This is a genomic window from Spiribacter vilamensis, from assembly GCF_004217415.1.
GTDB lineage: Bacteria > Pseudomonadota > Gammaproteobacteria > Nitrococcales > Nitrococcaceae > Spiribacter > Spiribacter vilamensis.
The window spans coordinates 1,175,183-1,201,514 of sequence record NZ_SHLI01000001.1 but is presented as its reverse complement, the minus strand read 5'-3'; the positions used below and the strand labels follow the sequence as shown (position 1 = coordinate 1,201,514).

Here is a 26,332-nt window from a genome sequence, read left to right as displayed (position 1 = left end):
CTGGCGCCTTTTTGGTATATGGAACCCGATCATGCTGCTAGCTATCAGAGATCGGACCAGCGGCTGGATTGCCTACGTTATCGTAGGCCTGCTGGTCATCCCCTTCGCCCTCTTCGGGCTCTATAACTATGTCGGTGGCGGGGGGCCACAGGTCGTCGCGACCGTGGGTGATACCGAAATAACCCGCACTCAGCTCGACCAGGCCTACCAGCAGCGCCAGTCCGAGCTTCGCCGCATGATGGGCGATCAGTACGATCCTTCCATGTTCAGCACCGACGATCTTCGGCGCCGGGTTCTCGAGCAGCTGATCGACCGGCAGGTGTTGCTCAACTACGCCCGCGATTCGCGTCTCCGCGCCAGCGACGAGGACGTCTCCCAGTCGGTGCGCAGCCAGTCGATGTTCCAGGTGGACGGCAGTTTCTCGCGCGAGCGCTATCAGGATCTGCTCGAGCGCAACGGGCTGACTGCGCAGGCGTACGAGGCACAGATCCGTCGCGACCTGTCCATCTCCCTGCTACAACGGGCGGTGGAATCGACAACCTTTACATCGGAACAAACGATCGATCGGTTGATCGCGTTGCAGTCGCAGCGTCGCGAGCTTGCATGGGCAGCGCTATCGGCGCGGGACTACCGCGACGGCATCGAGATGACCGATGAAGACCTCCAGGCGTGGTACGAGGACAATCGCGAGCGGTTCCGCGAGCCCGAACAGGTCAAGCTACGCTATCTGACGCTATCCCCCGCGACAGTGGCAGAGACGATCGATATCTCCGAGGACGCCATCCGCGCGCGCTACGAGGAGCGTGCCACGGGCAGTGGCGAGGATGCGGCGCGGGAAGTCCGGCATATCCTCGCGGCGGTATCCGAGGGCGCGGATGACGCTGCGGTCGAGGCAGCGCGCGAGGAAATCGCCGACGCGCGTGACCGGATACGTGGCGGCGAGTCCTTTGCGGCGGTCGCCGAGGCGGTGTCGGACGATTCGGGCTCGGCCACCAACGGCGGCTCCCTCGGGGAAATCGAGCAGGGTGATGTCCCCGATGCGTTTGCCGAAGCGGCCTGGTCACTCGACGAGGGAGCGCTCAGCGAGCCGGTGAGGACATCATCCGGCTGGCACCTGATCGAGGTGACCGGTGTTCAAGCCGCCGACATGGCACCGTACGAGGAGATGCGCGATCAGATCCGCGACGAGATCGCCATGGACCGGGCCGATCGCCGGGTAACGGAACTCGCTAACGAGATTGAAGCCCTTGCGTTCGAGAACCCCTCAACACTGGCGCCGGCCGCGGATGCGGCGGGGCTCGAGGTCCGCTCCACGGACTGGATCGCGCAATCGACGACCGACAGCGGGATTACCAGCGACTCGGCCGTATTGGAGACGGCCTTTAGCGAGTCGATGCTGGACACACGCGAGAACAGTGACCTGATCGAGCGCTCGGAGGGAGGCTACTCGGTGATTCGGGTGACGGATTACCGTGCCGCGCGCGTACAGCCGCTGGAAGATGTCCGCGAGGAAGCAGAAACCGCCTATCGCCGCGAAAAGGCCAGCGAAGCGGCGCGGACGGACGCCGAGACCATTGCCGATGCGGTCAACGACGGCGAATCGCTCGAGCGGGCGACTGACCGTGTCGCCAACGCCGAGTACAACACTCCTCAGTGGAGCGATCGTAACGACCGGTCATTACCGGCGGGTGTCCGCGAGCGCGGATTCCGTCTCTCCGCCGACGGCGAGCGGGGTGATCGGGCGGGTGTCGGTCGCCTCTCCGGTGGCTGGGCGGCGGTGGTCGTCGAGGCCGTTGAGTCGGGTGACGCCTCGGCGGTGGATAACGAGCGCCGTAGTCAGCTCCGGCAGACGCTCAATGATCTGGACGGGCAGGCCAGCGTGAGTGCGGTGGTTGCCGCACTCCGTGACCGGACCGATATCGAGGTTCGCGAGCGCAACCTCTGAGCGCGGTTACTCGCTGCCTCCCATGGCGCTCCCGGCGAGGGCGACGGAGTGGAAGCCGCCGTCGACGTGAACCACCTCGCCGGTAATCCCGGAGGCGAGGTCGGAGCACAGGAATGCGCTGGTGTTGCCCACCTCGTCGATGCTGACGTTTCGCCGCATGGGCGCCGCGGCGGCGTTGAAGTCCAGCATCTTGCGGAAATCGCCGATCCCCGAGGCGGCCAGCGTCCGGATCGGGCCTGCCGATACCGCATTTACCCGTATCCCTTCGCCGCCGAGGTCGCTCGCCATGTAGCGGACCGAGGCCTCGAGGCTCGCCTTGGCTGGACCCATGACGTTGTAGTTCGGCAGCGCGCGCTCGCCGCCGAGATAGGTCAGCGTCAGCAGGCTGCCATTGCGCCCCTGCATCAGGGGACGCGCACCACGCGCCAGGGCGACGAAGCTGTAGGCGCTGATGTCGTGCGCCATGCCGTAGCCGCCACGGGTGGTGTTGTCGACGAACGAGCCCTCGAGCTCTTCACGCGGCGCGAACCCGACTGCGTGGACGACGATGTCCAGATGCCCCCAGGTGTCGGAGAGCTCCTGGAAGACGGTATCGATCTGGGCGTCGTCGGTGACGTCGAGTGGCATCACCGGTCCGCCGCCACAGGCCTTCGAGCACTGCTCGACCCGACGCTTGAGCTTGTCGTTCTGGTAGGTGAGCGCGATCTCGGCGCCCTCGCGGTGCATGGCCTCGGCAATGCCCCAGGCGATGGAGCGATTGCTGGCGACACCGACGATCAGTGCCTTGCGATTGGATAGAAAACCCATGGGAACCCCTTTGCCCCTGTAAGAATCACCGGTACGTTACTCAAAAGCGTTGGCATGGCCAAGCATGCCGACTGACTAACGTCACAAGGAGCCCTGAATGCTGCCACTCGATGCGATACGCATGACACTCCGGGCGATCACGCTGGGACTGCTACTCGGCCTGGTGACAACCCCGGCGGCGGAGCCACGGCATGCCCTGGCACTGCACGGCGAGCCGAAATACGGGCCGGCATTCGAGCATCTCGACTACGTCAACCCGGACGCACCAACCGGCGGCACGCTCAAGCTCGCCAACGTCGCCGCGTCCACCTTCGACAGTCTGCACCCGTTCATCCTGCGCGGGACCGCGGCGGAGGGCATCGGGCGCATCTATGACACCCTGACCGTGCGGACGCTGGATGAGGCATTCACCGAATACGGGCTGATCGCCGAGTCCATCGACGTGGCCGATGACAACAGCCGGGTCCGCTTCAATCTCCGCGAGATTGCCCGTTTCCATAACGGTGAGCCGATCACCGCGAGCGATGTCGCGTGGACATTCCGGCGGCTGCGCGAGGACGGCCATCCGCAGTATCGCGCGTACTACCGTGACGTGGAGCGGGCCGAGGTCATCGACCGGCATACCGTGGTGTTCCATTTCGCCGACACCGCCAATGCCGAGTTGCCGCTCATCCTCGGTCAGCTGCCGGTCCTGCCCGAGCACTACTGGGCGGATCGCGATTTCGGTTCGACGACTCTCACCCCGCCCCTCGGCAGCGGCCCCTATCGCGTGGCCGAGGTCGAGCAGGGCCGGCGGGTGGTCTACGAGCGGGTCGATGACTACTGGGCCGCGGATCTGCCCATCAACCAGGGTCGCTATAACGTCGATCGCATCAGCTATGACTATTACCGCGACGGCACGGTGGCGCTGCAGGCGCTCAAGGCCGGCGAGTACCACCTGCGCCGCGAGAATGTCGCGCGCAACTGGGCAACGGCCTACGATACGCCGGCCGTGGATGACGGGTTGTTGAAAAAGGTCGAAATCCCGCATGACCAACCGGCCGGCATGCAGGGGTTTTTCTTCAATACCCGCCGCGCGATCTTCTCGGATCCGAAGGTCCGTGAGGCGCTCGGCTACGCGTTCGATTTCGAGTGGACCAACGAGAATCTGTTCTACGGCGCCTACAAACGGACCCGCAGTTATTTCCAGAACTCGGAGCTGGCGGCCACCGGACTGCCATCGGACGCGGAACGGGAGCGCCTCGAGCCGTATCGCGACCAGCTCCCGGAGCGGGTCTTCACCGAGGCCTACCAGCCGCCGAGCACGGCCGAGACATCCCGGCGCCGCAACCTCCGCCAGGCATTGACGCTCCTGCGCGAGGCCGGCTGGACGGTGAAAGACGATGTGCTGACACACACCGAGTCCGGGCGCGAGATGCGCTTCGAGATCCTGTTGGTGTCGCCGTCATTCGAGCGGGTGGTACTGCCGTTCAGGCGCAATCTCGAGCGGCTCGGTGCCGAGGTGAGCGTTCGCACCGTCGACCCGACCCAGTATCAGAATCGAATGGAGACATTCGACTTCGACATGACCGTGCATGTCGCGCCCCAGTCCCTGTCGCCGGGCAACGAGCAGCGGGATTTCTGGAGCTGTGAGGCCGCCGATACCAATGGCAGCCGCAATGTCGCCGGTGTCTGCGATCCGGTGATCGACGATCTGGTCGAGCAGGTTGTCGATGCCCCGGATCGTGACGCGCTGATCACCCGGACGCGGGCGCTGGATCGTGTCCTGCAGTGGCGGTTCTACGCTATTCCCAACTGGTATATCGATCGTTTCCGCATCGCCTACTGGGACCGCTTTGGCCGGCCTGCCGATAACCCGCCGTACGGGCTGGCGCTGGATACCTGGTGGGTCGACCCCGAGCGGGCCGCCCGGGTCGACAACCGCTAACGTCCGTCTAGCGAGTCACTGACCGTGTACGCGTACCTCGCCCGCCGGCTGGTGCTGATGATCCCGACGCTGATCGGGGTGCTGCTGATCAACTTCGTGATCGTGCAGTTCGCCCCGGGCGGGCCGATCGAGCAGGTCATGGCCCAGGTCCAGGGAACGGCGGATCTGTCCACCAGCCGTTTCTCCGGCGCGGCGGCGGACGAGGTCTCCGGCGAGAGCCGCGGCGGGCGGGGACTCGATCCGGCCTACATCGCCGAGCTCGAGGAGCAGTTCGGCTTCGATCGGCCGGCCCACGAGCGGTTCCTGAAAATGCTCGGTGATTACGCCCGGTTCGATCTGGGCGAGAGCTTTTATCGCGATCAGACGGTACTCGCGCTCATCGGCGACAAACTTCCGGTGTCGGTATCGCTGGGGCTGTGGACGCTGGTGCTGACCTATCTCATCTCCATCCCGCTGGGGATCCGCAAGGCGGTGCGTGACGGCTCGGCGTTCGACGTCTGGACCAGTGCCGTGGTGATCGTCGGCTACGCGATCCCGGGGTTCCTGTTTGCCATCCTGCTGATCGTGATCTTCGCCGGTGGCGGTTATCTCGACTGGTTCCCGCTGCGCGGACTGGTTTCCGACAACTGGGAGCAGCTGGCCTGGCCGGCCCGCATCCTCGATTACCTCTGGCACCTGGTGCTGCCCGTGCTGGCGATGGTGATCGGTGGCTTTGCCGGTCTGACCATGCTGACCAAGAACTCCTTTCTCGAGGAGATCAACAAGCAGTACGTCACCACCGCCCGGGCCAAGGGCGTCAGCGAGCGGCGGGTGCTCTACGGCCACGTGTTCCGCAACGCCATGCTGATCGTGATCGCGGGCTTTCCGGCGGCGTTCGTGGGGGTGCTGTTCACCGGCGCACTGCTCATCGAGGTTATCTTCTCGCTCGACGGCCTGGGGCTGCTCGGCTTCGAATCGGTGGTGAACCGAGACTACCCGGTGGTGTTCGGCAGCCTTTTCATCTTTACCCTGATCGGGCTGGTCCTCAACCTGCTCGGTGACCTGATGTATGTGTTGGTGGATCCACGTATCGACTTCGAGTCACGGGAGGGCTGAGCCGGTTGCCGCGACTCAACCCCATTAACCAGCGCCGCTGGGCGCAGTTTCGTGCCAACCGCCGCGGCTGGTGGTCGCTTTGGCTGTTCCTGGTGCTGTTCGGGCTGTCACTGGCGGCCGAGTTCATCGCCAACGACCGGCCGCTGCTCGTGCACTATGACGGCGACTGGTATGTGCCGGTGCTGGTGAGCTATCCGGAGACCACCTTTGGTGGCGACTTCCCCACCGAGGCGGACTATCGCGACGAGTACGTCGCCGAGCTGATCAACGCCCGGGGCTGGATGCTCTGGCCACCTATTCCCTATCACTACGACACCATCAACTACGCCAGCGAGTCCGCGGCGCCCGCGCCGCCGTCGTCGGCCAACTGGCTGGGCACCGACGACCAGGCCCGGGATGTGCTGGCGCGACTGATCTACGGCTTCCGCCTCTCGGTGCTGTTCGGGCTCGCCCTGACCCTTGCGAGCTCGGTGATCGGTGTGGCGGTGGGCGCCGTCCAGGGCTATTTCGGCGGTAAGGTGGATCTGCTCGGCCAGCGCTTTATCGAGATCTGGGGCGGTCTGCCGGTGCTTTATCTGCTGATCATCATGGCGGGGTTCGTGCAGCCCAACTTCTGGTGGCTGCTGGGCATCATGCTGTTGTTCAGCTGGACACAGCTGGTGGGCGTTGTGCGGGCGGAGTTCCTGCGCGTGCGCAACTTCGACTACGTCAAGGCGGCCCGGGCGCTGGGCGTGGCGGATCGGGTGATTATCGTGCGCCACGCCCTCCCCAATGCCATGGTGGCCACGGTGACCTTCATGCCCTTTATCCTCACCGGCTCGATCACGACGCTCACCTCGCTGGATTTCCTCGGCTTCGGGCTGCCGCCGGGCTCGCCCTCGCTGGGCGAGCTGCTCTCGCAGGGCAAGAACAATCTGCAGGCGCCGTGGCTGGGGCTCACCGCGTTTTTCACGCTGGCGATCATGCTCTCGCTGCTGGTGTTCATCGGCGAGGCGGCGCGGGATGCCTTTGATCCGCGCAAGACCTTCGGGGGAGACGGGGCGTGAGCGAGCCGCTGCTGCGTATCGAGGATCTGTCCGTGGCGTTCGGCCAGGGCAGCGCCCGGACCACGGCGGTCAGCGGCGTCAACCTGTCCCTCGACGCCGGTGAAACGCTGGCGCTGGTGGGGGAGAGCGGCTCGGGCAAGTCGATCACGGCCCTGTCCATCCCCCAGCTTTTGCCGTACCCGCTGGCAAGCCACCCCACGGGGCGCATCCAGGTCGACGGCGAGGCGCTGCTCGGGGCCGATACCGCCACCCTGCGCCGTTTTCGCGGCGGGGTGCTGGGGATGATCTTCCAGGAGCCGATGACCTCCCTCAATCCCCTGCATACGCTGGAGAAACAGATTGGCGAGGCGCTGCGCATCCACCAGGGCCTGAGCGCCGCGGCGGCTCGTGACCGGATCGTCGAGCTGCTCGAGCTGGTGCGCCTGCCGGAGGCCTCGAGCCGCCTCGGGGCCTTCCCGCATCAGCTCTCCGGCGGGCAGCGCCAGCGCGTGATGATCGCCATGGCCATTGCGAACAGTCCGCGGCTGCTGATCGCCGACGAGCCGACCACTGCGCTGGATGTCACCATCCAGGCGGAGATCCTCGAGCTGCTTGCCGATCTCAAGCGCCGGCTGGGCATGGCGATGCTGCTGATTAGTCACGATCTGAATGTGGTCCGCCGGGTCGCCGACCGAGTGGCGGTGATGCAGAACGGCCGGGTGGTCGAGCAGGGGGAGGCCGAAACGGTTTTCGAGCAGCCGCGGCATGCCTATACCCGGGCGCTGCTCGCCGCCGAGCCGAGCGGCCGGCCGCAACCGGTCACCGCGACCGAGTCCATCCTTTCCGCCCGTGACCTGCGGGTCTGGTTCCCGCGCCGCGGTGGCCTGCTAAAGCGCGTGGTGGGTCATCTCAAGGCGGTGGATGGCATCGATCTCGAGGTCGGTGCCGGCGAGACGCTGGGGGTGGTGGGCGAGAGCGGCTCGGGCAAGACGACGCTCGGCATGGCGTTGCTGCGGCTGCAGGCCGCCACCGGCGAGATCCGCTTCGAGGATCGGGACATCAGCCGCCTTGGCAAGCGCGCGCTGCGGCCGCTCCGCCGGCGCATCCAGGTGGTGTTCCAGGACCCCTATGGCAGTCTCAGCCCGCGTCTGTCGGTCGAACAGATTATCGGTGAGGGACTGGCGGTGCACCGGATCGGAGCGGACGCCACCGAGCGGGGCGAGCTGGCGCGCGAGGCACTGGCGGAGGTCGGCCTTGATCGGGACCTGGCGGAGCGCTTCCCCCACGAGCTCTCGGGTGGTCAGCGTCAGCGCGTTGCGGTGGCCCGGGCGATTGTCCTGAAACCGGCGGTGATAGTGCTCGATGAACCCACCTCGGCCCTCGATCGCACGGTCCAGACCCAGCTGGTGGAATTGCTGCGCGGCCTGCAGGCGCGCCACGGCCTCGCCTACGTATTCATCAGCCATGACCTGAAGATCGTGCGCGCCATGAGCCATCGCATGCTCGTGATGCAGAACGGCCAGGTAGTGGAGTCCGGATCGGCGGAGCGTATTTTCACGGACCCGCGTGAGCCCTACACCCGGCGTCTGCTCGAGGCCTCGCTCTAGACCGGCCGATCGCCCGCCCTCCGGCGCCGGACGACTGCTATCATGATCGGATGAAACAACCGGTTATCGCCCTGGTGGGGCGGCCCAACGTGGGCAAATCCACCCTTTTCAATCGCCTGACCCGCACCCGGGATGCGCTGGTCGCGGATTTCCCCGGCCTGACGCGGGATAGGCAGTACGGCGTCGGCCGGCTGGGGCCGGGGCCGTATGTCGTGGTGGACACCGGCGGGCTCGGCGAGCCCGACGACGTGACCTACCACCATATGCAGCGCCAGGCCCTGCGGGCGCTGGACGAGGCCGACGCGATCCTGTTCCTGGTCGATGCCCGGGTGGGCGTGACGCCGGGCGACGAGACGCTGACCCGCGAACTGCGTCAGCGCGGCAAGCGCGTCTGGCTGGTGATGAACAAGATTGATGGCGTCGATGTCGATGTCGCCGGTGCGGATTTCCATTCACTGGGCCTTGATCGGCCCCGGGCCATCGCGGCCGTGCAGGGGCGTGGCGTCCGGCAGCTCATGGACGCCGTGCTTGGGGATCTGCTCGGCGATGATGCCGATACGGCTGATCCCGATGCCGAGACGGGCATCGAGACGGATGACGAGGACGAGGCCGAAGACGAGGCCCCGGACCGGCCCATCGATGTGGCCATCATCGGCCGTCCCAACGTGGGTAAATCGACGCTCATCAATCGCCTGATCGGCGAGGAGCGGGTGCTCGTCTACGACATGCCCGGCACCACGCGCGACGCGATCCGTGTGCCCTTCGAGCGTGACGGCCGCGCATTTACCCTGATCGACACCGCCGGTGTGCGACGCCGCAGCCGGGTCAGCGATGGTGTCGAGAAGTTCAGCGTGATCAAGACCCTGCAGGCCATCGAGTCGGCGCAGGTGGTGATCATGGTGCTGGATGCACAGCAGGAGATCTCCGAGCAGGACGCGCACCTGATCGGTCACACCATCGATTCCGGCCGGGGGCTGGTGCTGGCGGTCAACAAGTGGGACGGGCTGGTGCCGGAGAACCGTGAGCGCATCCGGCGCGAGCTGGAGGTCAAGCTCGGCTTTCTCGATTTCACGCGGCCGCGCTTCATCTCCGCGTTGCATGGCACCGGCGTGGGGCGGCTGCTGGAAGAGGTCGCGCATGTGTATGCCGCGGCACGGAAAGAGCTCTCTACCCCGGCGCTCAACCGGGTGCTGGAGGAGGCACTCACCGCCCATCAGCCGCCGTTGGTCCGCGGCCGGCGCATCAAGCTGCGCTACGCCCACCAGGGCGGTAAAAACCCGCCGACGATCGTGATCCACGGCAACCAGACCGATGCATTGCCGGATGCGTATCGCCGATTCCTGATCAACCGGTTTCGGCAGGCCTTCAAGCTGCATGGCACGCCGATACGGCTGGAACTGCGCACCGGCGAGAATCCCTTCGCAGGGCGGCGCAATAAACTCACGCCGCGCCAGCAGAGAAAGCGCGAGCGGGTGGTCAGCCGGCGCAGGAAGGCGAAGAAGTAGACTGCAAGGACAAGGAGCGTCTCGATGCACATCCCCCGGCTTTCGTTCCCACTCTTGATGACCATCGTCAACACGGCACGTTGTGGCATGCCTCAGGGGATTCGGGACCGGATCAACGGCGCGTGTTATCGATGGGAAGAGGATTATCACTGATGACTGTGCACAATCCGCCCCATCCAGGTGAGTTTATCCGCGAGGTTTACCTTGAGCCCTACGGCCTGAGTGCTCGCCACCTTTCAAGGAATCTCAAGGTGTCACCTTCGACGGTGGCACGAATTCTCCAGGGCCGTAGTTCGGTCAGCCCGGAAACGGCGCTGCGCTTGTCCAAGTCTCTCGGCCGTTCGCCTGAGAGTTGGCTCGCGATGCAAGACATGCATGATCTTTAGTCCGCGCGGACAAGCGTGAATCTGGATGGCGTTGAGCGCATGCAGTTTGAAGAGCCCAACAACGGGATGCAGCCGACGCGCTGAAGCGCGCGGCTGATCCTCTCGTTAGCTGTTCATATGAGATACATGTATGCCCTAGTGGCTGGAATCGTAAGTGCGGTATTGGTCGCATTTGCTTCTGCAGTAATTCTGGGAATTACAAATATCTATTTAAAAGGGCATGGCATCAATTGGCCCAGCGAAGAATTCAATTGGCAGTTTATCAACATGTCATTTCTGGACTTGATATTGGTTGGCGCATCTGCACTTGCCCTAGTGGGTGTGTTCTTCATTGCTCTTAGAATTCAGGGATCAGAACAGTGACACACTGTAGGCGCACATTTATTGTGCCTCCCAAACCTGCTGAACATCTAACCAACTAATGCAGCGGACGTCTCCACTGCGTGGAGCCGCCGCTGATTAGTACGTTATGCGCACCAATCAATCATGAACATGGCAAGGACACCCGATGGACGATAAGATCCTCATAGCTCTTGTTGCCGCTGTTTCAGCATTGACAGGTTCAGTAATACCTACGCTGTTCAATTATTGGAACAACAACAAACAACGCGAGTTCGAAGTTAGGAAGGTCATCCTAGAAAAACAGAAGGACGTATACCGTGATCTACTTCTAACCATGCAAGACGTCATAAATAATCAAACCGATGAAGCGTATTTCTTTCAGCTTCAGAGAGATGGGTTACAAGTCGCAATATATGGTGACGAAGCGGCGTCGCAAGCATTTCATGAATACTACTGCGAGTTGGTAAGTTCATCTCAAGGTGGTCGTGCGAGCCTAACGAAAGAGGAGCACCGCGCGCACCAGGCAGCTATCTTAAATGCAATGAGAAAAGGTCTAGGTCTAGGTGAAGTATCGAGATTCGAAATCGTCGGATTTCATCCGGATCGTGCATAACAAGGGCGCTGCAGTCCGACGCTTGACAGCTCGCTCCCTCCGCTTCCGCTCTGGTCGGTTGACGTCAAGCGCGGCTGAGCGCCAACGTTATAAATCTTTTCCGGAGAGCTTGTGAATATCAGGCCAGCAGTGTCGACAGACAACCACGATATCGAGCGTTTAGCATACGTGCTGACGCCTGCGGCCGAATCAAAGCGCCAGTCTGCCGATGGGCTGAGTCTGCTTTTAAATTCAAACGACCATCGCATATGGGTGGCGGATTCAGGCGAGGCCGTTGTTGGTTGGCTACACGCATATTTGGCGGTTCGGGTCGGAGTGGCGCCTTTTATTGAAATTGCTGGCCTTATAGTTGATGAGCGTTATAGGAGCGAGGGCATTGGCTCTAAATTGGTTGCGGAAGCTATCTTCTGGGCCAAATCAATTGACGTTGCCGTCAGGGTACGCAGTAATTCAAAGCGCGATGTCACCCACAAGTTCTACCAAGCGCAAGGTTTCAAGTTGCTGAAACAGCAGCATGTTTTTGAGTTAAATTTATAACAAGGCCATCAAATTCGTTCCGGCCTTCGGCCTCCACCGGACGCCCCTGTCGGGCCGCCGTTTATGGCTGGCGTTAGGTTTCTCACCTCGAACACCTTGCTTGCTTTCAGGCAGTCGTGTACCTCTCGGCGTACGTTAAGAGGTATATAAGGTGGTAGAACAGATAGCGGCCGGGGATGGTATTGCGCACAAAGACGCGAAGGCTCGGGTCCTGAGTGGGCTGGCTCGATGAGGATGGTTTGGTCCCCGCTTGCGCTGGAGCGGGTCGAGAATGTCGCTCGGTTATTGCAGAGTGCGTGGAAGGGGAGCTGGTGCCCCGAGCAGGATTCGAACCTGCGGCCTATCGCTTAGGAGGCGATCGCTCTATCCGGCTGAGCTATCGGGGCTTGTTGAATCCGTCACATGCCAGTATACCTCTACCCCAGGACATGGTGAACGGCCCACCCGTCGGTGACGACGGCTGGCGTTTGCGCACTGCCTGAAGGGATCTAACTGACAAAGGGATTGGTGGGGAAATAACGATGAAAAAACCCCTGTTTGCTGCATTAGTGGCCGTGCTCACGGTTCTTCCATCCACCGGGATGACCCAGACTTCGCCGCCGAGCGAGATCGACCAGGTCGTCAAGCATGCGATCGAGTCGAACCCCGAGGTCCAGTCGGCCTGGCACGTGTTTCGTTCCGCCGGCCGGGACGTCGACGAGGCTCGAGGTGGTTATTACCCGACGGTGGACCTCGTGGGGCGTGCCGCGCGCGAGTCGCGGAACTACGGGGTAGAGGAAAACTTCTCGGACGCAAGCGGCGAGCTGACGCTGACGCAGTCGATCTTCGATGGCTTCTTCACCCGATCGGAGGTGGAGCGTCTGAGCAATGCCGAGCTCGTGCGCTATTACGAGCTGCTGGATGCGGCCGAGCGAACCGCGCTCGAGGCCCTGGTCGCCTATCAGGACGTGCGCCGCCAGCGCGATCTGGTGGATCTCGCCAGGGATAATTACCAGCAGCATCTGGATGTCCAGGCTCAGGTCCAGGAGAGTACCGAAGCGGGCGTCGCACGCGGTGCCGACTTCCAGCAGATCGAGGCGCGGGTGGCGCAGGCCGAGTCGAACCTCATCAACGAGACCTCCAATCTGCACGACGTGTCGGCTCGGTATCGGCGCATCGTGGGGCTTCCGCCGGCAGACCAGCTTGATTCGGACGTGCTCGAAGACGCCGTAATGGCGGGCGATCTCGAGGCAGCGCTCATGCGTGCCTACGAGAATAACCCCTCGTTCCGGGCGGCACTGCGGGATATCGAATCCTCCCGCGCCACCATCGACCGCGAGCGCTCCGCCTATCTCCCGAGCCTGGACCTCAATGCAAGCTATGGTGTCGATAACCGCACCGACCTTGGTGCGCGGGACACCCGGCGCGAGGCGCGTATCGGCGTTGAGCTGCGTGTCAATCTATTCAACGGCGGGAGCGATCGCGCCGCGACCGAGTCGGCGGTGGAGCAGTTGAGCGCGGCCCAGAGCCAGCGTGATATCGCCTGCCGCAATATCCGCCAGACGATGGAAATCGCCTACAACGATGTCGGCAAGCTCGCCGAGCAAATGGAAGTGCTCAATAAATACCGCTTGTCCGGGGATCGAGTGCGCGTCGCCTACCGCGATCAGTTCCAGATCGGTCAGCGAACGCTGCTCGATGTGCTCGATTCGGAGAACGAGTTCTTCCAGGCGGCCCGCTCCTACGTCAATGCGCAGGTCGATCACCAAATCGCGATCGCCGAGGCACTGACGGCGGGGGGCCAACTGCTTGATGCCGTCGACGTCCGCAGGGATGGTCTGCCGGGTCTCTCCGATCTCGGGGCAGCGCCGTTGCCAGTGGATGGTCAGTCCGCCTGTCCCGGCGGGAATCAGATGATGGTGGATCGCTGACCGAATGGTGGCCGAAGCCGAGAGCGTTAAGCGACCGGCTCCTTCGGGTTCCCAGGATCAGTCCGGACCGGATGCGTTAGTCAGCTGTCTGCTTTTTCTCTGCCGGTATCACGGCACGCAGGCGTCCCGCGAATCGCTTGTCGCCGGCCTGCCGCTGGTGGATGGGCAGCTCGCTCCGCCGGAGTTCGAGCGTGCGGCCGGTCGTGCGGGTCTCTCGAGCCAGCTGGTGTCGGGAAAGCTCAAGGCGGTCAATCGGGCGCTGCTGCCGGCGGTGCTATTGCGAAAGGACAACAGTGCCTGCGTGCTTACCGGACTGGACCGGCGGGCGGGTACGGCGATGGTGGTCTACCCGGAACTCAATGAAGCGGAAGTCGAGGTCGATTTAAAAGACCTCGAGGACGAATTCAGCGGCTGGTTTATCTACGCGCAGCCGCGTTTTTCATTCGACGAGCGGGCGGGGCGTGCGGCACCACGCAACGAACAGCACTGGTTCTGGAGCGTCATCCGGGAGAACCGGGGCCTGTATCGGGATGTGCTGACCTCGGCGGTCATGATCAACCTGTTCGCGGTGGCGATGCCGCTGTTCATCATGAACGTCTACGACCGCGTCGTTCCCAATGCCGCCGTCGAGACGCTCTGGGTGCTGGCCGCCGGCGCCGCACTCGTGATCTCGGCCGACCTGGTGCTTCGCATCATGCGCAGCCGGTTCGTGGATCTGGCGGCGAGTCGAGCCGACGTCAGGCTGTCGTCGTCGATCATGGAGCGGGTGCTGGGAATACGCATGGCGAATCGACCGGCGTCCACCGGCTCGTTCGCCAATTCGGTGCATGCCTTCGAGTCGGTCCGGACGTTTATCGGCTCGATGAGCGTCGTGGCCCTCGTTGATCTGCCCTTCGTCCTGCTCTTCGCCGGCACTGTCGCGCTGATCGGCTGGCCGCTGGTGATCCCCATTATCGTCGGCGGGCTGCTCGTACTCGGCTACGCCCTGATCGCGCAACGGAAGCTGCAGCGCCTTTCGGAACAGGCGATGCGTGCCGGCGCCATGCGCAATGCCACGCTGGTGGAAAGCCTGACCGATATCGAAACGGTAAAGGCCTTCGGTGTCGAGAGCCGGATCCAGGGCGACTGGGAAAAGGCGTCGGTATTCCTCGCGCAGAACGCCGCCCGGATGCGCGTCATCTCGGCCTCCGTGACCAGCGGGGCGCAGTGGGCGCAGCACGCCGTCGGTATCAGCGTCATTATCGTTGGCGTTTATCTAACGATAGACAACGCGCTGAGCATGGGCGGGATGATCGCCGCCTACCTGCTGTCCTCCCGGGCAATGGCGCCAATCGCCCAGGCGGCGGCGCTGCTTATGCAATACCACCAGTCCGCCGCCGCGCTCGATTCGCTCAACGAGATTATGGAGGAGCCGGTAGAACGGCCTGCCGGCAAGTCCTGGGTCAGTCGTCCACGGCTCTCCGGTGCCATCGAATTCCGCGATGTCAGCTTTTCCTACCCGCAGACCGGCGGCGTTGTCCTCGATCATGTGAGCTTTCGGGCGAAGGCCGGCGAGCATATCGGCGTCCTCGGGCGGAACGGGTCGGGGAAGAGCACGATCGAGAAGCTCATCCTCGGTCTCTACGAACCCGACGAGGGGGCGGTGCTGATCGATGGCGTCGACGCCCGTCAGATCGATCCGGCGGAGCTGCGCCGTGCCGTGGGCTATGTCCCGCAGGATATCTCGCTTTTCCATGGCTCGCTCCGCGATAACCTGACGCTTGGTCATCCGGACGTCGATGATGAGCAACTACTCGAGGCCGCGCGGTTGAGCGGCCTGTCGCCACTGATCGATCGCCATCCGGAGGGCTTTGACCGCCCGATGGGGGAGCGGGGCCAGTTCGTTTCCGGTGGACAGCGCCAGTCCATCGCCATCGCCCGGGCCTTACTCAACGACCCGCCGATGCTCGTGCTCGATGAACCTACCGGAGCGCTCGATCACTCCAGCGAGGCGGCGATCCGGCGCAATCTCCAGCAGGTGGCCGAGCACAAGACGCTGCTGGTCAATACCCACCGCAGCTCCATGCTGGAGCTCGTGGATCGGATTCTCGTTATCGATAACGGCAAGCTGGTCGCGGACGGACCGAAAAACGAGGTCATTGAGGCCCTCCGACAGGGCAGGATCTCCGGGGGCGAGCGTTGAGCGGCAAGCAGCGCCGGACCCTCGAGCAACGCGGCTTCGAAGGCGTCGGCAAGCTCGCCGGTCAACGGCGGGGCGAGGACTCCGGCGGCCGTGCCGACGCGCCCCGCGGTGATGGCCGCCCCGGTACCTGGGCGGCGCAGGCGGGCTGGGCGCAGCTGCAACAGACGCCACTACGGGCGAGACTGCTGCTCTACGGCATGCTGCTGACCCTCATCGCACTGATCGTCTGGGCCGGATGGGCCGAGCTCGACCAGGTTGTCCGCGGGCAGGGCCAGGTGATCCCGTCGCGAAAGACCCAGCTGGTCCAGTCCCTGGATGGCGGGACGGTCAGCCGGATCCTTGTCGAGGAAGGCGATCGCGTCGAGCAGGGTGAGCTACTCGTCGAGATCGATTCGACGCGGTCCGTCTCGAGCCTGCGTGAAAACCAGGCGAAGCGATACGCGCTGCGTGCCGAAGTGGCCCGGCTGGAGGCGCTGACACAGCAGACATCGCTGGATTTCGCTGCCGACCTTGAACGAAATGCGCCCGATATCGTTGTCGAAGAGCGCCAGTTGTTCGAGTCGAGCCGCCAGGAGCTGAACGAGCAGTTATCGGTCCAACGCGAAAAGCTCGAGCAGCGGCGCCAGGATTTGAGCGAGGCACGGGCGGCTTACGAGCAGCATCGCCGGGCGCTCGAACTGACGCGCCGGGAGTTGCGTGTGACCCGTCCACTGCTCAACTCGGGGGCCGTCTCACCGATCGATGTCATCCGCCTCGAGCGTGAGGAAGCGAACACGCTGGGGGAGCGTACGCGTGCCGAGAGCGCCATTGCCCGCGCCGAATCGGCCATCGAGGAGGCGAACCGCCGCCTCGACGAGATCCGCCTCAATGCCTTCAACCGCTGGCGCAATGAGCGCGCCGATGCGAGCGCCCGACTGGATGCCCTGCAAGAGGCCGCCGTCGGGCTGGTGGATCGGGTCGAACAAACGGCGGTCCGGGCCCCCAGGGACGGTGTGGTGCAGCGTTTATTCGTCAACACGGTGGGTGGCGTCATCAGCCCGGGCAGGGAAATCCTCGAGATCACGCCGTCCAACGACGAGCTGTTGGTGGAGGCGCGCATCGATCCGAAGGACATCGCGCTCCTACGGCGTGGATTGCCGGCAACGCTCAAGTTCGGCGCCTACGACTTCACGCGATACGGCGGGCTCGACGGCGAACTCACGCATATCAGTTCGGATACCATCACCGATGACGATGACAACACCTTCTACCAGGTCCGGCTGAAGACCCCGCAGACCGGATTTAGCGAGGATCAACCGATTCTCCCGGGCATGACGGCGGAGGTGGACATCATCACCGGCGAGAGAACCGTCCTCGAATATCTGCTCAAGCCCGTCCTTCGGGGGCTCTCACGGTCGATGTCGCAGCCATGACCGATGCGCATCACGTGTTTGTCACAGAGGCCGGGTTTTATTCCTCGCGCTGGGAAACGGCCTTTGGCAATGCCCGCATTCACTATGCCTCCGAATCCGTGACCGCCGAAATCGCCAGCCGCATTGCGGAGAAGACGACCCTCGTCTGGATCCTGACCGGTTCGCCCGGCTGGGAGCCGATGATTCGGGACAGCGTTGCGGCTGGTGCGCTGGTGATTGCGATGAGCCGCCAGCCATCGGTGGATGATTTGCGTGCCGCGCTGACCGAGGGGGCAAGGGGGTATGTCCACGCGGTGGCAACGCCGGAACGCCTTCGGCAAGCGGCGGAAACCGTGCTCGCGGGCGGGTTATGGTTACCCGCCGATGTCATCAACTCGGTGCTGCGGGTATTGGCGAGCACCGAAATCCGCCCCGGTCAGGCCAGCTCGGGAGACGAAGACGACTTGGCGAGCCTCACGGATCGCGAGCGACGCGTCGCGGAGGCCGTCCAGCTGGGCCTCAGTAACAAAGAGGTCGCCCGTCAGCTGGATATCACCGAGCGAACGGTCAAGGCACACCTGAGTGCGGCATTCCGCAAACTCGATGTCCGTGACCGGATGCAGCTGGCCGCCCGGATGCGCCGTGCCAATGGCTAGGGTTTATGTCGCACGCGATGCCGACGGAGCGGTGACAGCGGTTGCACGGGAACCGTCGGCGGCCGTTTCCGAGCCGGCGGCGAGCGATGACCCTGCCGTGCAGGCGTTCCTCGGGCAAGTGGGGGGAATGCCGCCCGAGGATATGATTGCCGCCCTGCAAAGCTCGGATACGGACATGGTTCGGGTTATCGAAGACCTTACCAGTCTATTGATCGAAAGGGGCGTTATTCAATTCACCGATCTGCCAGTCCCCGCCCGCCAGAAACTGCTGGCGCGACAGGAATGGCGTGGCCAGCGCGATCTACTCGACCTGGTGTCGAGAAACGATGCCGATGACGATCCATTCATGCCCTGACGCCTCCATCGACCCGTCCGCTCACCCTGTACCTTTGGCCAATAGACGCCGCCCGCCCATCGTTCAATACTGCTATCACTACGAAACAAACTAGCGGCTCCATGCCCGGTGAGGATGGAGCAAGCGGAGGCAACGACATGGACGAAGCGATCGCAACCGTACTGCAGGTCGAGGGTGAGGTCTGGGCGCGCGCCGCTGGTGGCGAGATGCGACTGCTCAGCGCAGGCGACAGTATTTTCCTGGGGGAAACCGTTGTCACCGCACAGGGTGCAAGCGCCGGGCTGGGCTTCGGTAGCGGTGAGATTGTCCAGGTCGCCAATGGTCAGTCGTTGCTTATGTCTACCGACCTGGTAGCAAGCGATGAGCCGAGCGCCGACGAGCAGGCTGTCACTGAACAGGGTGGCGAGGACGTCCTCGCGCTACTCGATGGTGACGGCGACATCCTCGAAGGCCTGGAGGCACCGGCTGCGGGTGACGCCGGCGCAGGCGGTGCAGCAGGCGGTGGCCGAACGCTGGTCGAGGTGACGCGGGTAGTTGAGCAGATCGACCCGCTGGCGTTCGAGTTTGACGGTCCGTCGGCGGTTGATAATCAGACGTTTGCAGATGCCGGGCCAGGTGAGGCTGGGGCCGTTGATGTCACAGCCGGTATCACCGTCAACCTCGATGACGTCAATGCCGCGAACGCCGCCAATGCCCCGATCAACGGCGGCACCACCGACGTGGAAGAAGGCCAGCAGGTCGGCCTGACGATCACCGACGGCACGACCACGGTAAATGCTACGGCCACCATACAATCTGATGGCAGCTACAGCACTACCGCCAATCTGGCCGGGCTCACTGATGGCAATCTTACCGTCACGGCCACGGTTCAGGACCAGGCCGGCAACACGGCCACCGATACCGATAGTGCCGCGCTTGATACCGAAGCCCAGGCCGGCACGGTCATTGTTGATGACATCACCGCCGACGACATCATTAATGCCACCGAGTCGGTTCAGCCCATCACGGTTATCGGCTCCGCCATTGGCGGCGATATCAGCGCCGATGATCCCGTCACTATGACTATCAACGGCACCACGTACACCACCACCGTCGCAAGCGATGGGACGTGGAGTGTCGAGGTCGACGGCAGTGACCTGGCCGCTGATACAAAGTTCGACGTCACTGTTGACTCCACCGATGACGCCGGCAACACCGTCACCAGTACCGGCAAGTCCACTCATGGCGTCGACACGGATGCAGGCCGTCATGAGGGAGATAGCTCCGATGATGTGCTGGTTGGCAGCTCGGGTGACCCAGTGACCATTACCTTTGGGGCAAATATCGAAGTCGACAACGATAGTTTCGAGATAGCCGATCTCTCGTCACCAGACTCCGAAATAGAGATTCCGGTCGACACTGGGGCCAATGTGAAGGTTTACAGCGAGGGCTACAGGGACACTGATCAGTCTGGATTGACCTTTCGAGGAACAGGCCAGAAAGGCGGTATGGGCGTTGATGATGGGTCATCAATTCAGGCTCAACAGCCATCGCAACTTGGCTATCGAGAATATAGTGAATGGACCACGGTGGAAATCGACGGCGAACTCTCCCGGCCGATAGCAAGACTTGTTGAAAAAGAAGGTTCGCAAACGATCGTGATGAACTTTGATGAGCCATCAACCGGGTTAAAGGCATCGGTTAATCGGCTCTTCGAAAACGAAGGCGAAGTCGGGCAGGTCGAGGCGCTTTACGGTGGAGAAAGCCAGGGTGTCTGGACGTTCAGCGGCGTCGATAGTGGGACGATAAGCAACGGAGACACCATCGACTTCGATATCAACGGTAACAACGGCAGTTTCGAATTGCCCGCCGGGGTCGTATTCGATCAGCTACGTTTTACGGCAACCGACTATGCTGATGACTATTCAAAGAATAATGATAGCAGCGACTATTATCTCAAATCGATTACCTATGAACAGGCCTACGCCAGTGATGATTTGCTAATCGGCGGCAACGGTAACGATGAACTCACAGGTCTTTTAGGTAACGACGTCTTTCAGTGGAATTCGGGCGACCAAGGCGATACGAGCACCCCGGCAAATGATGTCATTACAGATTTTGGTACTGTGGATGGCAATAAAGACGTACTCGATCTGCGAGATCTCCTGGTCGGTGAAGAACAGAGCGAGCCAATTAGCGATTTCCTTTCGGTCGAAGAGGACACGGACAACGGCGATCTGGTCTTTACGGTAAGCCACGACGGCGGTTTAGGTGACGCGCCGCCGGTCAATGCCACCCAGACCATCCGCCTGGAAGGCAAGCAGTTTGCCGACTTCGACGATGCTAGTACCTCGGACGAGCTGATCCAGAACATGCTCGACAATGGCCAATTGTCGATCGATACCTGATCTAACGGCCCACTCCGCGACTGTGTCCCGACCAGCCGCGCAGTGGCGTAGGATCGCTTCATGGATCGACCTTATGAAACGGCATGGATGTGGCCACTACGGACAACCCGCCTCATCTCGGTCCTGGTCGTGCTACTCGCCACCCTGATCGCGATCGGTTTCGGGCAGGCCAAAGTGCGTATCGACTTTGACACACTCCGCGCCGAGGTCCGGGATCGTTTCGACGAAGATCGTGCGTCAGTCGTAGATGACCTGGAGCAGCTACTCGATGATGTGCGCGCCCGTGGTCCCGAGGAATGGACGGAACGCATTAACGCCTTTTTCAATCGCCACATGCGCTATGTCGAGGACCATGAGCTCTACGGCCAGTCCGATTACTGGGCCTCGCCGGTCGAGGCGATCGGACACGGTGCCGGCGATTGCGAGGATTTCGCCATCGCCAAGTATCTTTCCCTGCGCAAGCTTGGAATCGAAAACAGCAAGCTTCGACTGATCTACGTCCGTGCCCGCATCGCGGGTGCCACCCGGGCACACATGGTCCTTGGCTACTATCCCGAACCTGAGGCCGAACCCTTGATCCTCGGTAGTCTTGTCGACCTGATTGTCCCGGCGCGGAATCGAACGGATCTGACACCGGTCTTCAGCTTCAATAGCGAGGGCATCTGGGTGGGCGGCCAGCAGCGGAACGGCGACCAGGCAACCGACCGTCTCTCACGCTGGCGTGACGTGCTCCAGCGCGCCCGGGCCGAAGGAATAACGCTAAACGAGCAGAGCGAGTAGCGCTTATGGCATTGAATCGACAGCTCTGGATAGCCATTGCATCAGTGATGATTGTTGCTTTCATCAGCAGCATTTTTATCAGCTTCCAGAGTGCACAGGGCTATTTCAAGGAACAGCTCCGGTACAAGAATACCGACAATGCCAGCATCCTCGCGCTTTCTCTGTCCCGGATCGAGAAAGATCCGGTGCTGATCGACCTCATGCTCGCGGCGCAATTCGACACCGGCCACTACCAACGCCTGGAACTGGTCGGGCCTGACAACGAATCCATCGCCGTCCGGGAGCGAGACGAGCGGCGGACACGGGAGGTGCCGGAGTGGTTCGCCGATCTGGCCGGGCTGGAGGTGAAGCCGGGCGTTGCCCAGGTATCGGATGGCTGGCAGCAGTACGGCACGCTCTATGTCGAGAGTCTCGGGGGATTCGCGCTCGAGGCGCTGTGGGAGACCACCGTCGAGCTCTTCTTCGGTTTCCTGGCGATGGCCATCCTGCTGGGACTGGCGGGGTCGCTGGTGCTCAAGCGCCTGACCCGGCCGCTGGTTGATGTCGTGCGGCAGGCCGAGGCGCTGGGCAATCAGCGCTTCGTGACAACGAACGAGCCCAATACGCTTGAGTTTCGTCGCGTCGTCCATGCAATGAATCAGCTGACGGGGCATGTTCAGGGGATGCTCAACGATGCGCGCGGCCGGGTCGAGGCGATGCGCGATCGCCTGCAGCAGGATGCGGTAACGGGTGTCGGTAACCGCAACCGCTTCGACGATGTCATCGCCGGGCTTTTGTCCGACTCCGATCGCAATGCCCGGCACGCCATATTCCTGCTCCGTCTGACCAATCTGGAGGAAATCAACCGGGTACTGGGTCGTCAGGAGACCGACCGTCTGATCCGTACCGTGGCGGGAGATCTGGCCGCGATCGCCGGTCGTTACCAGATGCAGTTTAATAGCCGGGAGGTCCTGCGCCTGAATGGCAGTGACTTCGCCCTCGTCCTCGCGGATGCACTGGATGCGCGGTCGATTGCATCAGAGTTGAATGAAGCGATGCGTGATCGCTCCGAGCACTATAAAGACGATGTCGCTGTGAAAACCGTTCTGTCCGCCACTTACTTTGGCGTGGATGCGAGTCGATCGACGATTCTGACCGCGCTAGACGACGGACTGGCGCGGGCAGAGCACCGCGATGGCATCTTTCTGGAATGGGTCGACGACTCCGATCATGCCCAACTGCTGTACACCAGTGACGAATGGCGGCGGATCCTGAGTAACGCGATTGCGGAACGCACATTCTCTTCTGTCTATTTCCCGGTGCAGTCTCTGAACGGCGGCCTGATTCATAAAGAGGTGATGTTGCGGCTGGATGTGAAAGACAAAACGCTGACGGCGGGGCAATTTCTGCCGTGGGTACGTCGGTTCGGCCTGTTGCCGCAACTCGATCTCGCAGTGCTGGAGCACGAGGTGAGCGAAGTGACCGGCGTGTCCGATGCTGGATGCATCGCCGTCAACCTCTCCATTGAGACGCTGCTGGACGAAACTACAAGACGCCAGCTGATTGATTTACTGGCGACGGGACAGGGACAAGGGATTGCCCTGTCGGTCGAGGTCCCCGAGCGGTCTGTGTTGGCTTATCCGGTGCTGTTCCGGGACTTCTGCGAGAGCGTTGTCCCAATGGGACATAATGTCGGAATTGAAAAAGCCGGCCAGCGTCTGTCGGATGTCGACGATTTGCAGGCGCTGGGTTTGTCATACATTAAGCTGGATCGGTCACTGACTGCCGGGCTTGCGGACAGCGCTGATAAACAGAACTACCTGCGTGGCGTGACAGGGATTACTCGCGCGGTGGGTCTGACGGTGATCGCTGAAGGTGTCCAGTCCCACGATGAGTTTGATCGCCTGGTGGATCTGGGTGTCGATGGAGCAATAGGGCCGGGCATCGACTAAACGGGACAGGGAGTCCGCAATGGCTGTTCTGCGGGAGCCAAATATAGATGCCTTGATCGATTACCTGAAAAACTCCGTGTTTTTTATCGTTTCGTTCTGGGTTCTCAATCAGGTGGCCTATTTTTTTGCGGTGCAAAAAGGGCTGAGTGCGTTCTATCCACCCTCCGGATTCGCGATGTTCCTCGTGTATTACCTTGGCCCAAGGTATTTACCGGTTCACTTCCTGGCGATTCTTGCTGGAGGGCTGCCGCAGCGTGATCTGCTGAATTACAACATTGATATGCTCGTGCCTGATCTCAGGCAATTTATTATTTACGCGGCTGCGGGGTTGATTCTCAGAAAAGTTACGAAGGGCGGCGATGTTTTTCAATCGGGATTCCTTTATTCCGCTATTGCAGCGTCCATCGTGACTGCGATGCTTTCGTCTATCTTTTTCAATCTCGATATCGATGAACCGCTCAGCTCATACAGCCTGGCATGGGTTGCTTCCACATCTCCTTTTTTCGTCGGGAATCTAACCGGCGCAGTTTTTATCCTGCCGCTCTTCATGCTCTTCGTTCATGCACGAAAAACAGGAATGGGTCGGCTCAAATCGGATGTTCTATGCGAATTTTTCGCAACGGACAGGATGTTGGCGCTTTTTTTCGTTTTCGCCCTCGCGTTCACGTTTGTCTCACTGGGCGGCGTTAGCCAAGGTTTCTCGAACTATTATTACTTTCTCATCATACCCATGATCTGGGCTTCCGTGAAATGGGGTCTATGTCCGGGGTTGGTGTATGTTTTCCTCGGAAATCTGTTCGCGTTCTTCCTGTATATAACTTATGACCAGTCCGGTTATACATCCCTGGAAGGACAGGTCATATTCTGTGTTTCCGTTATTTCCAGTATATTTATAGGTCTGGCCCACAAGGAAAAAACGACGCTCTACATGCAGTCGATGTATGACGAATTGACTGGTCTTCCCAATATGCGGTTATTCAAGGATATCAGTCATTCCATGATTGCGAGCGCAAGTCGAAAGGGAAATAGTGGTGCGCTTCTCTTCGTGGATATCGATGGCTTCAAGCCGATTAACGACGATTTAGGGCATCAGGCTGGCGACCACCTGTTGAGGCAAATCGCCGATCGTCTCAAAAACTGCCTCCGCGGGTCTGATATTGTTGCCCGGGTCGGTGGTGACGAATTCGTCATACAGCTGGACGATATCAAGTCGAATAACGGTGCGGAGACCGTCGCACTTAACGTCATCGACAATGTTTCGAGGCCTTTCTACTGCAATGGCGCTATGGCGACGGTGGGCGCGAGCGTTGGTATAGCGATATACCCGCAGCACGGTGACGATATGGAGACATTAATCGGCAAAGCCGACGAGGCGATGTATAGCGCTAAAAGAAGCGGCAAGAATGTGTTCCGCCTGGCGCAAACATGATTCGGCTAGAGTAATGGTGGAGCCGAGGGGGATCGAACCCCTGACCTTCGCGTTGCGAACGCGACGCTCTCCCGGCTGAGCTACGGCCCCATTCAAGAAACGAAAGTTTAGCATCCGTCTGGCCAGTGATGCCACAGGGGGCACCCCGCTTGCTATCATTCGGTTGCACGGTCGACCAATGGAGGCGCTCACCATGCCCGTATTCAACTTTCGTCAGACGCTCAATCTTGCCGGCATTACGCTCGTCATCATCCTGATCACTGGATGCAACACCATGGAGGGTGCCGGCAAGGACATCCAGAAGGCGGGCCAGGCACTCGAGAGCAGTGCTGACCGCAACGAGTAACACTCAAGCCGCGAATAATGGTGCCGAGGGCGGGGCTCGAACCCGCACTCTCTTGCGAGAACCGGATTTTGAATCCGGCGCGTCTACCTGTTCCGCCACCTCGGCAATGGCCAAAAGTATAACAGCACTGCATGCAAGTCAGCGATTTCAATTACGAGCTGCCTGAGGATCTGATCGCCTCCGAGCCGCTACCCAACCGCACCGACAGTCGATTACTCGTTCTTGATCCGGACACCGGCGGGGTTGCCGATCGCCAGTTCCCGACGATCCGCGAGTATCTGCGCCCCGGCGATCTGCTGGTGGTGAACGACACCCGCGTCCTGCCGGCACGACTCTACGGCCACAAGGAAACCGGCGGTGCCGTCGAGATCCTCCTCGAGCGCCTCACCGGCGGTAACGAGGCGCTCGCCCAGATGCGCGCCAACAAAATGCCGCCCATCCCCTCGCGCATCACCCTGGAGGGTGATCTGGCCGTCGAGGTAACGGGCCGTGACGGGGATTTCTTCCGCCTGCGATTCCCCGACGACGAGCCCCTGCCGACGTTGCTCGAGCGCCATGGCCACATGCCGCTACCGCCCTACATCAAGCGCGAAGACACCCCGGCGGACCGCGAGCGCTACCAGACGGTGTTCGCTGACCGGCCCGGTGCCGTGGCGGCACCCACCGCGGGCCTGCATTTCGATGAGGCGCTGCTCGCGGCACTTCGCGGTGACGGGGTTGAGACGGCGACACTGACCCTGCACGTCGGTGCCGGCACCTTCCAGCCGATCCGCACGGAGGCGCTCGAGGATCATCGTATGCACGCCGAGTGGCTCTCGGTGCCGGCGCCGGTCTGTGCCGCAGTGGCCCGTACCCGGGCGCGGGGCGGGCGCGTAATCGCGGTGGGGACCACGGTGGTCCGCGCCCTCGAGTCGGCGGCGCAGACCGGCGATCTGCAGCCCTTCGAGGGCGAAACCGAGATCTTTATCTACCCGGGGTTCGAGTTCCGGGTTATCGACGGCCTGGTCACCAATTTCCATCTGCCCGGCTCGACGCTGGTGATGCTGGTGAGTGCACTCGCCGGCCGCGAGGGCATTCTCGCCGCCTATGATCACGCGGTTCGCGAACGCTACCGGTTTTTCAGTTACGGCGATGCGATGTTGATACTGGCCGGTGCCGGGGGCGAACGCCCGTGAC

Annotated in this window: 21 protein-coding genes, 3 tRNA genes and 1 pseudogene; 21 read left to right on the top strand and 4 right to left on the bottom strand. The window is 61.9% G+C overall.

All coding sequences use genetic code 11. The features are described 5' to 3' along the window. Positions 1 to 31 precede the first annotated feature (31 nt). Positions 32 to 1,945, top strand: coding sequence for a SurA N-terminal domain-containing protein (locus EV698_RS05970; protein ID WP_130503200.1), 1,914 nt, complete (start codon positions 32 to 34; stop codon positions 1,943 to 1,945). A gap of 6 nt (positions 1,946 to 1,951) precedes the next feature. Here the strand turns inward: EV698_RS05970 and EV698_RS05965 are convergent, their stop codons facing one another. Continuing rightward, the gene (locus EV698_RS05965) at positions 1,952 to 2,752 is read right to left on the bottom strand and encodes an enoyl-ACP reductase FabI (RefSeq protein WP_130503199.1); all 801 of its coding nucleotides are present in this window, start codon (positions 2,750 to 2,752) and stop codon (positions 1,952 to 1,954) included. 97 nt (positions 2,753 to 2,849) lie between these two features. Here EV698_RS05965 and EV698_RS05960 point away from each other — a divergent pair, with 97 nt between their 5' ends. The 9 genes and pseudogenes from EV698_RS05960 to EV698_RS05920 all read left to right on the top strand — a co-directional run bounded on the left by EV698_RS05960 (position 2,850) and on the right by EV698_RS05920 (position 11,789). Next, positions 2,850 to 4,679 (top strand): extracellular solute-binding protein, encoded by a 1,830-nt coding sequence (locus EV698_RS05960; RefSeq protein ID WP_130503198.1) that lies wholly within the window; start codon positions 2,850 to 2,852, stop codon positions 4,677 to 4,679. 24 nt (positions 4,680 to 4,703) lie between these two features. Next, positions 4,704 to 5,774 carry a microcin C ABC transporter permease YejB gene (locus EV698_RS05955; protein ID WP_130503197.1) on the top strand — a complete coding sequence of 357 codons (1,071 nt, stop codon included), beginning with the start codon at positions 4,704 to 4,706 and terminating at the stop codon, positions 5,772 to 5,774. 5 nt (positions 5,775 to 5,779) lie between these two features. Beyond that, positions 5,780 to 6,820: an ABC transporter permease gene (locus EV698_RS05950; RefSeq protein WP_130503196.1), complete on the top strand. Its 1,041-nt coding sequence runs from the start codon at positions 5,780 to 5,782 to the stop codon at positions 6,818 to 6,820. Further along, positions 6,817 to 8,406, top strand: coding sequence for an ABC transporter ATP-binding protein (locus tag EV698_RS05945; protein WP_130503195.1), 1,590 nt, complete (start codon positions 6,817 to 6,819; stop codon positions 8,404 to 8,406). Before EV698_RS05950 ends, EV698_RS05945 begins: the two co-directional genes overlap by 4 nt. 50 nt (positions 8,407 to 8,456) lie before the next feature. Continuing rightward, positions 8,457 to 9,911 carry a ribosome biogenesis GTPase Der gene (gene der, locus EV698_RS05940; RefSeq protein ID WP_130503194.1) on the top strand — a complete coding sequence of 485 codons (1,455 nt, stop codon included), beginning with the start codon at positions 8,457 to 8,459 and terminating at the stop codon, positions 9,909 to 9,911. A gap of 152 nt (positions 9,912 to 10,063) precedes the next feature. After that, positions 10,064 to 10,381 (top strand): annotated as a pseudogene (locus EV698_RS05935) (HigA family addiction module antitoxin). A gap of 54 nt (positions 10,382 to 10,435) precedes the next feature. Beyond that, positions 10,436 to 10,660 (top strand): hypothetical protein, encoded by a 225-nt coding sequence (locus EV698_RS05930; RefSeq protein WP_130503192.1) that lies wholly within the window; start codon positions 10,436 to 10,438, stop codon positions 10,658 to 10,660. 145 nt (positions 10,661 to 10,805) lie between these two features. After that, a complete protein-coding gene (locus tag EV698_RS05925; protein ID WP_130503191.1) occupies positions 10,806 to 11,252 on the top strand; it encodes a hypothetical protein in 447 nt (148 codons plus the stop codon). A gap of 111 nt (positions 11,253 to 11,363) precedes the next feature. Next, the gene (locus tag EV698_RS05920) at positions 11,364 to 11,789 is read left to right on the top strand and encodes a GNAT family N-acetyltransferase (protein ID WP_165385735.1); all 426 of its coding nucleotides are present in this window, start codon (positions 11,364 to 11,366) and stop codon (positions 11,787 to 11,789) included. Between the two features lie 309 nt (positions 11,790 to 12,098). Here EV698_RS05920 and EV698_RS05910 read toward each other — a convergent pair. Further along, a tRNA-Arg gene (locus EV698_RS05910) sits at positions 12,099 to 12,175 on the bottom strand. A 135-nt stretch (positions 12,176 to 12,310) separates the two neighbouring features. On the opposite strand from EV698_RS05910, the gene EV698_RS05905 reads away from it, so the two are divergent. The 9 genes from EV698_RS05905 to EV698_RS05865 all read left to right on the top strand — a co-directional run bounded on the left by EV698_RS05905 (position 12,311) and on the right by EV698_RS05865 (position 24,810). Then, the gene (locus tag EV698_RS05905) at positions 12,311 to 13,699 is read left to right on the top strand and encodes a TolC family outer membrane protein (protein WP_130503189.1); all 1,389 of its coding nucleotides are present in this window, start codon (positions 12,311 to 12,313) and stop codon (positions 13,697 to 13,699) included. A 4-nt stretch (positions 13,700 to 13,703) separates the two neighbouring features. Further along, complete coding sequence (locus tag EV698_RS05900; protein ID WP_130503188.1) at positions 13,704 to 15,881, top strand: type I secretion system permease/ATPase; 2,178 nt, start codon at positions 13,704 to 13,706, stop codon at positions 15,879 to 15,881. Then, positions 15,878 to 17,293, top strand: coding sequence for an HlyD family type I secretion periplasmic adaptor subunit (locus EV698_RS05895; protein WP_130503187.1), 1,416 nt, complete (start codon positions 15,878 to 15,880; stop codon positions 17,291 to 17,293). Before EV698_RS05900 ends, EV698_RS05895 begins: the two co-directional genes overlap by 4 nt. Further along, entirely contained in the window at positions 17,290 to 17,928 is a 639-nt protein-coding gene (locus EV698_RS05890; RefSeq protein ID WP_130503186.1) for a response regulator transcription factor, read from the top strand. Before EV698_RS05895 ends, EV698_RS05890 begins: the two co-directional genes overlap by 4 nt. Beyond that, complete coding sequence (locus EV698_RS05885) at positions 17,921 to 18,283, top strand: tryptophan synthase subunit beta like protein (RefSeq protein WP_207220504.1); 363 nt, start codon at positions 17,921 to 17,923, stop codon at positions 18,281 to 18,283. The genes EV698_RS05890 and EV698_RS05885 overlap by 8 nt, the downstream gene beginning before the upstream one ends. Before the next feature lie 137 nt (positions 18,284 to 18,420). Next, entirely contained in the window at positions 18,421 to 20,670 is a 2,250-nt protein-coding gene (locus tag EV698_RS05880; RefSeq protein ID WP_165385734.1) for a retention module-containing protein, read from the top strand. A 60-nt stretch (positions 20,671 to 20,730) separates the two neighbouring features. Beyond that, positions 20,731 to 21,450: a transglutaminase-like cysteine peptidase gene (locus EV698_RS05875; RefSeq protein WP_239016215.1), complete on the top strand. Its 720-nt coding sequence runs from the start codon at positions 20,731 to 20,733 to the stop codon at positions 21,448 to 21,450. Positions 21,451 to 21,455: 5 nt separating this feature from the next. After that, on the top strand, positions 21,456 to 23,381 hold the full coding sequence (locus tag EV698_RS05870) for a bifunctional diguanylate cyclase/phosphodiesterase (RefSeq protein ID WP_130503184.1): 1,926 nt from the start codon (positions 21,456 to 21,458) through the stop codon (positions 23,379 to 23,381). 19 nt (positions 23,382 to 23,400) lie between these two features. Continuing rightward, a complete protein-coding gene (locus EV698_RS05865; protein WP_130503183.1) occupies positions 23,401 to 24,810 on the top strand; it encodes a diguanylate cyclase domain-containing protein in 1,410 nt (469 codons plus the stop codon). A 14-nt stretch (positions 24,811 to 24,824) separates the two neighbouring features. On the opposite strand, the gene EV698_RS05860 is transcribed toward EV698_RS05865, so the two are convergent. Beyond that, positions 24,825 to 24,900, bottom strand: a tRNA-Ala gene (locus EV698_RS05860). Positions 24,901 to 25,003: 103 nt separating this feature from the next. On the opposite strand from EV698_RS05860, the gene EV698_RS05855 reads away from it, so the two are divergent. Then, entirely contained in the window at positions 25,004 to 25,156 is a 153-nt protein-coding gene (locus EV698_RS05855) for an entericidin A/B family lipoprotein (protein WP_130503182.1), read from the top strand. 18 nt (positions 25,157 to 25,174) lie between these two features. Here EV698_RS05855 and EV698_RS05850 read toward each other — a convergent pair. Beyond that, positions 25,175 to 25,261 (bottom strand) — tRNA-Leu (locus EV698_RS05850). A gap of 26 nt (positions 25,262 to 25,287) precedes the next feature. On the opposite strand from EV698_RS05850, the gene queA reads away from it, so the two are divergent. Next, on the top strand, positions 25,288 to 26,331 hold the full coding sequence (queA, locus tag EV698_RS05845) for a tRNA preQ1(34) S-adenosylmethionine ribosyltransferase-isomerase QueA (protein ID WP_130503181.1): 1,044 nt from the start codon (positions 25,288 to 25,290) through the stop codon (positions 26,329 to 26,331). Position 26,332 lies beyond the last annotated feature (1 nt).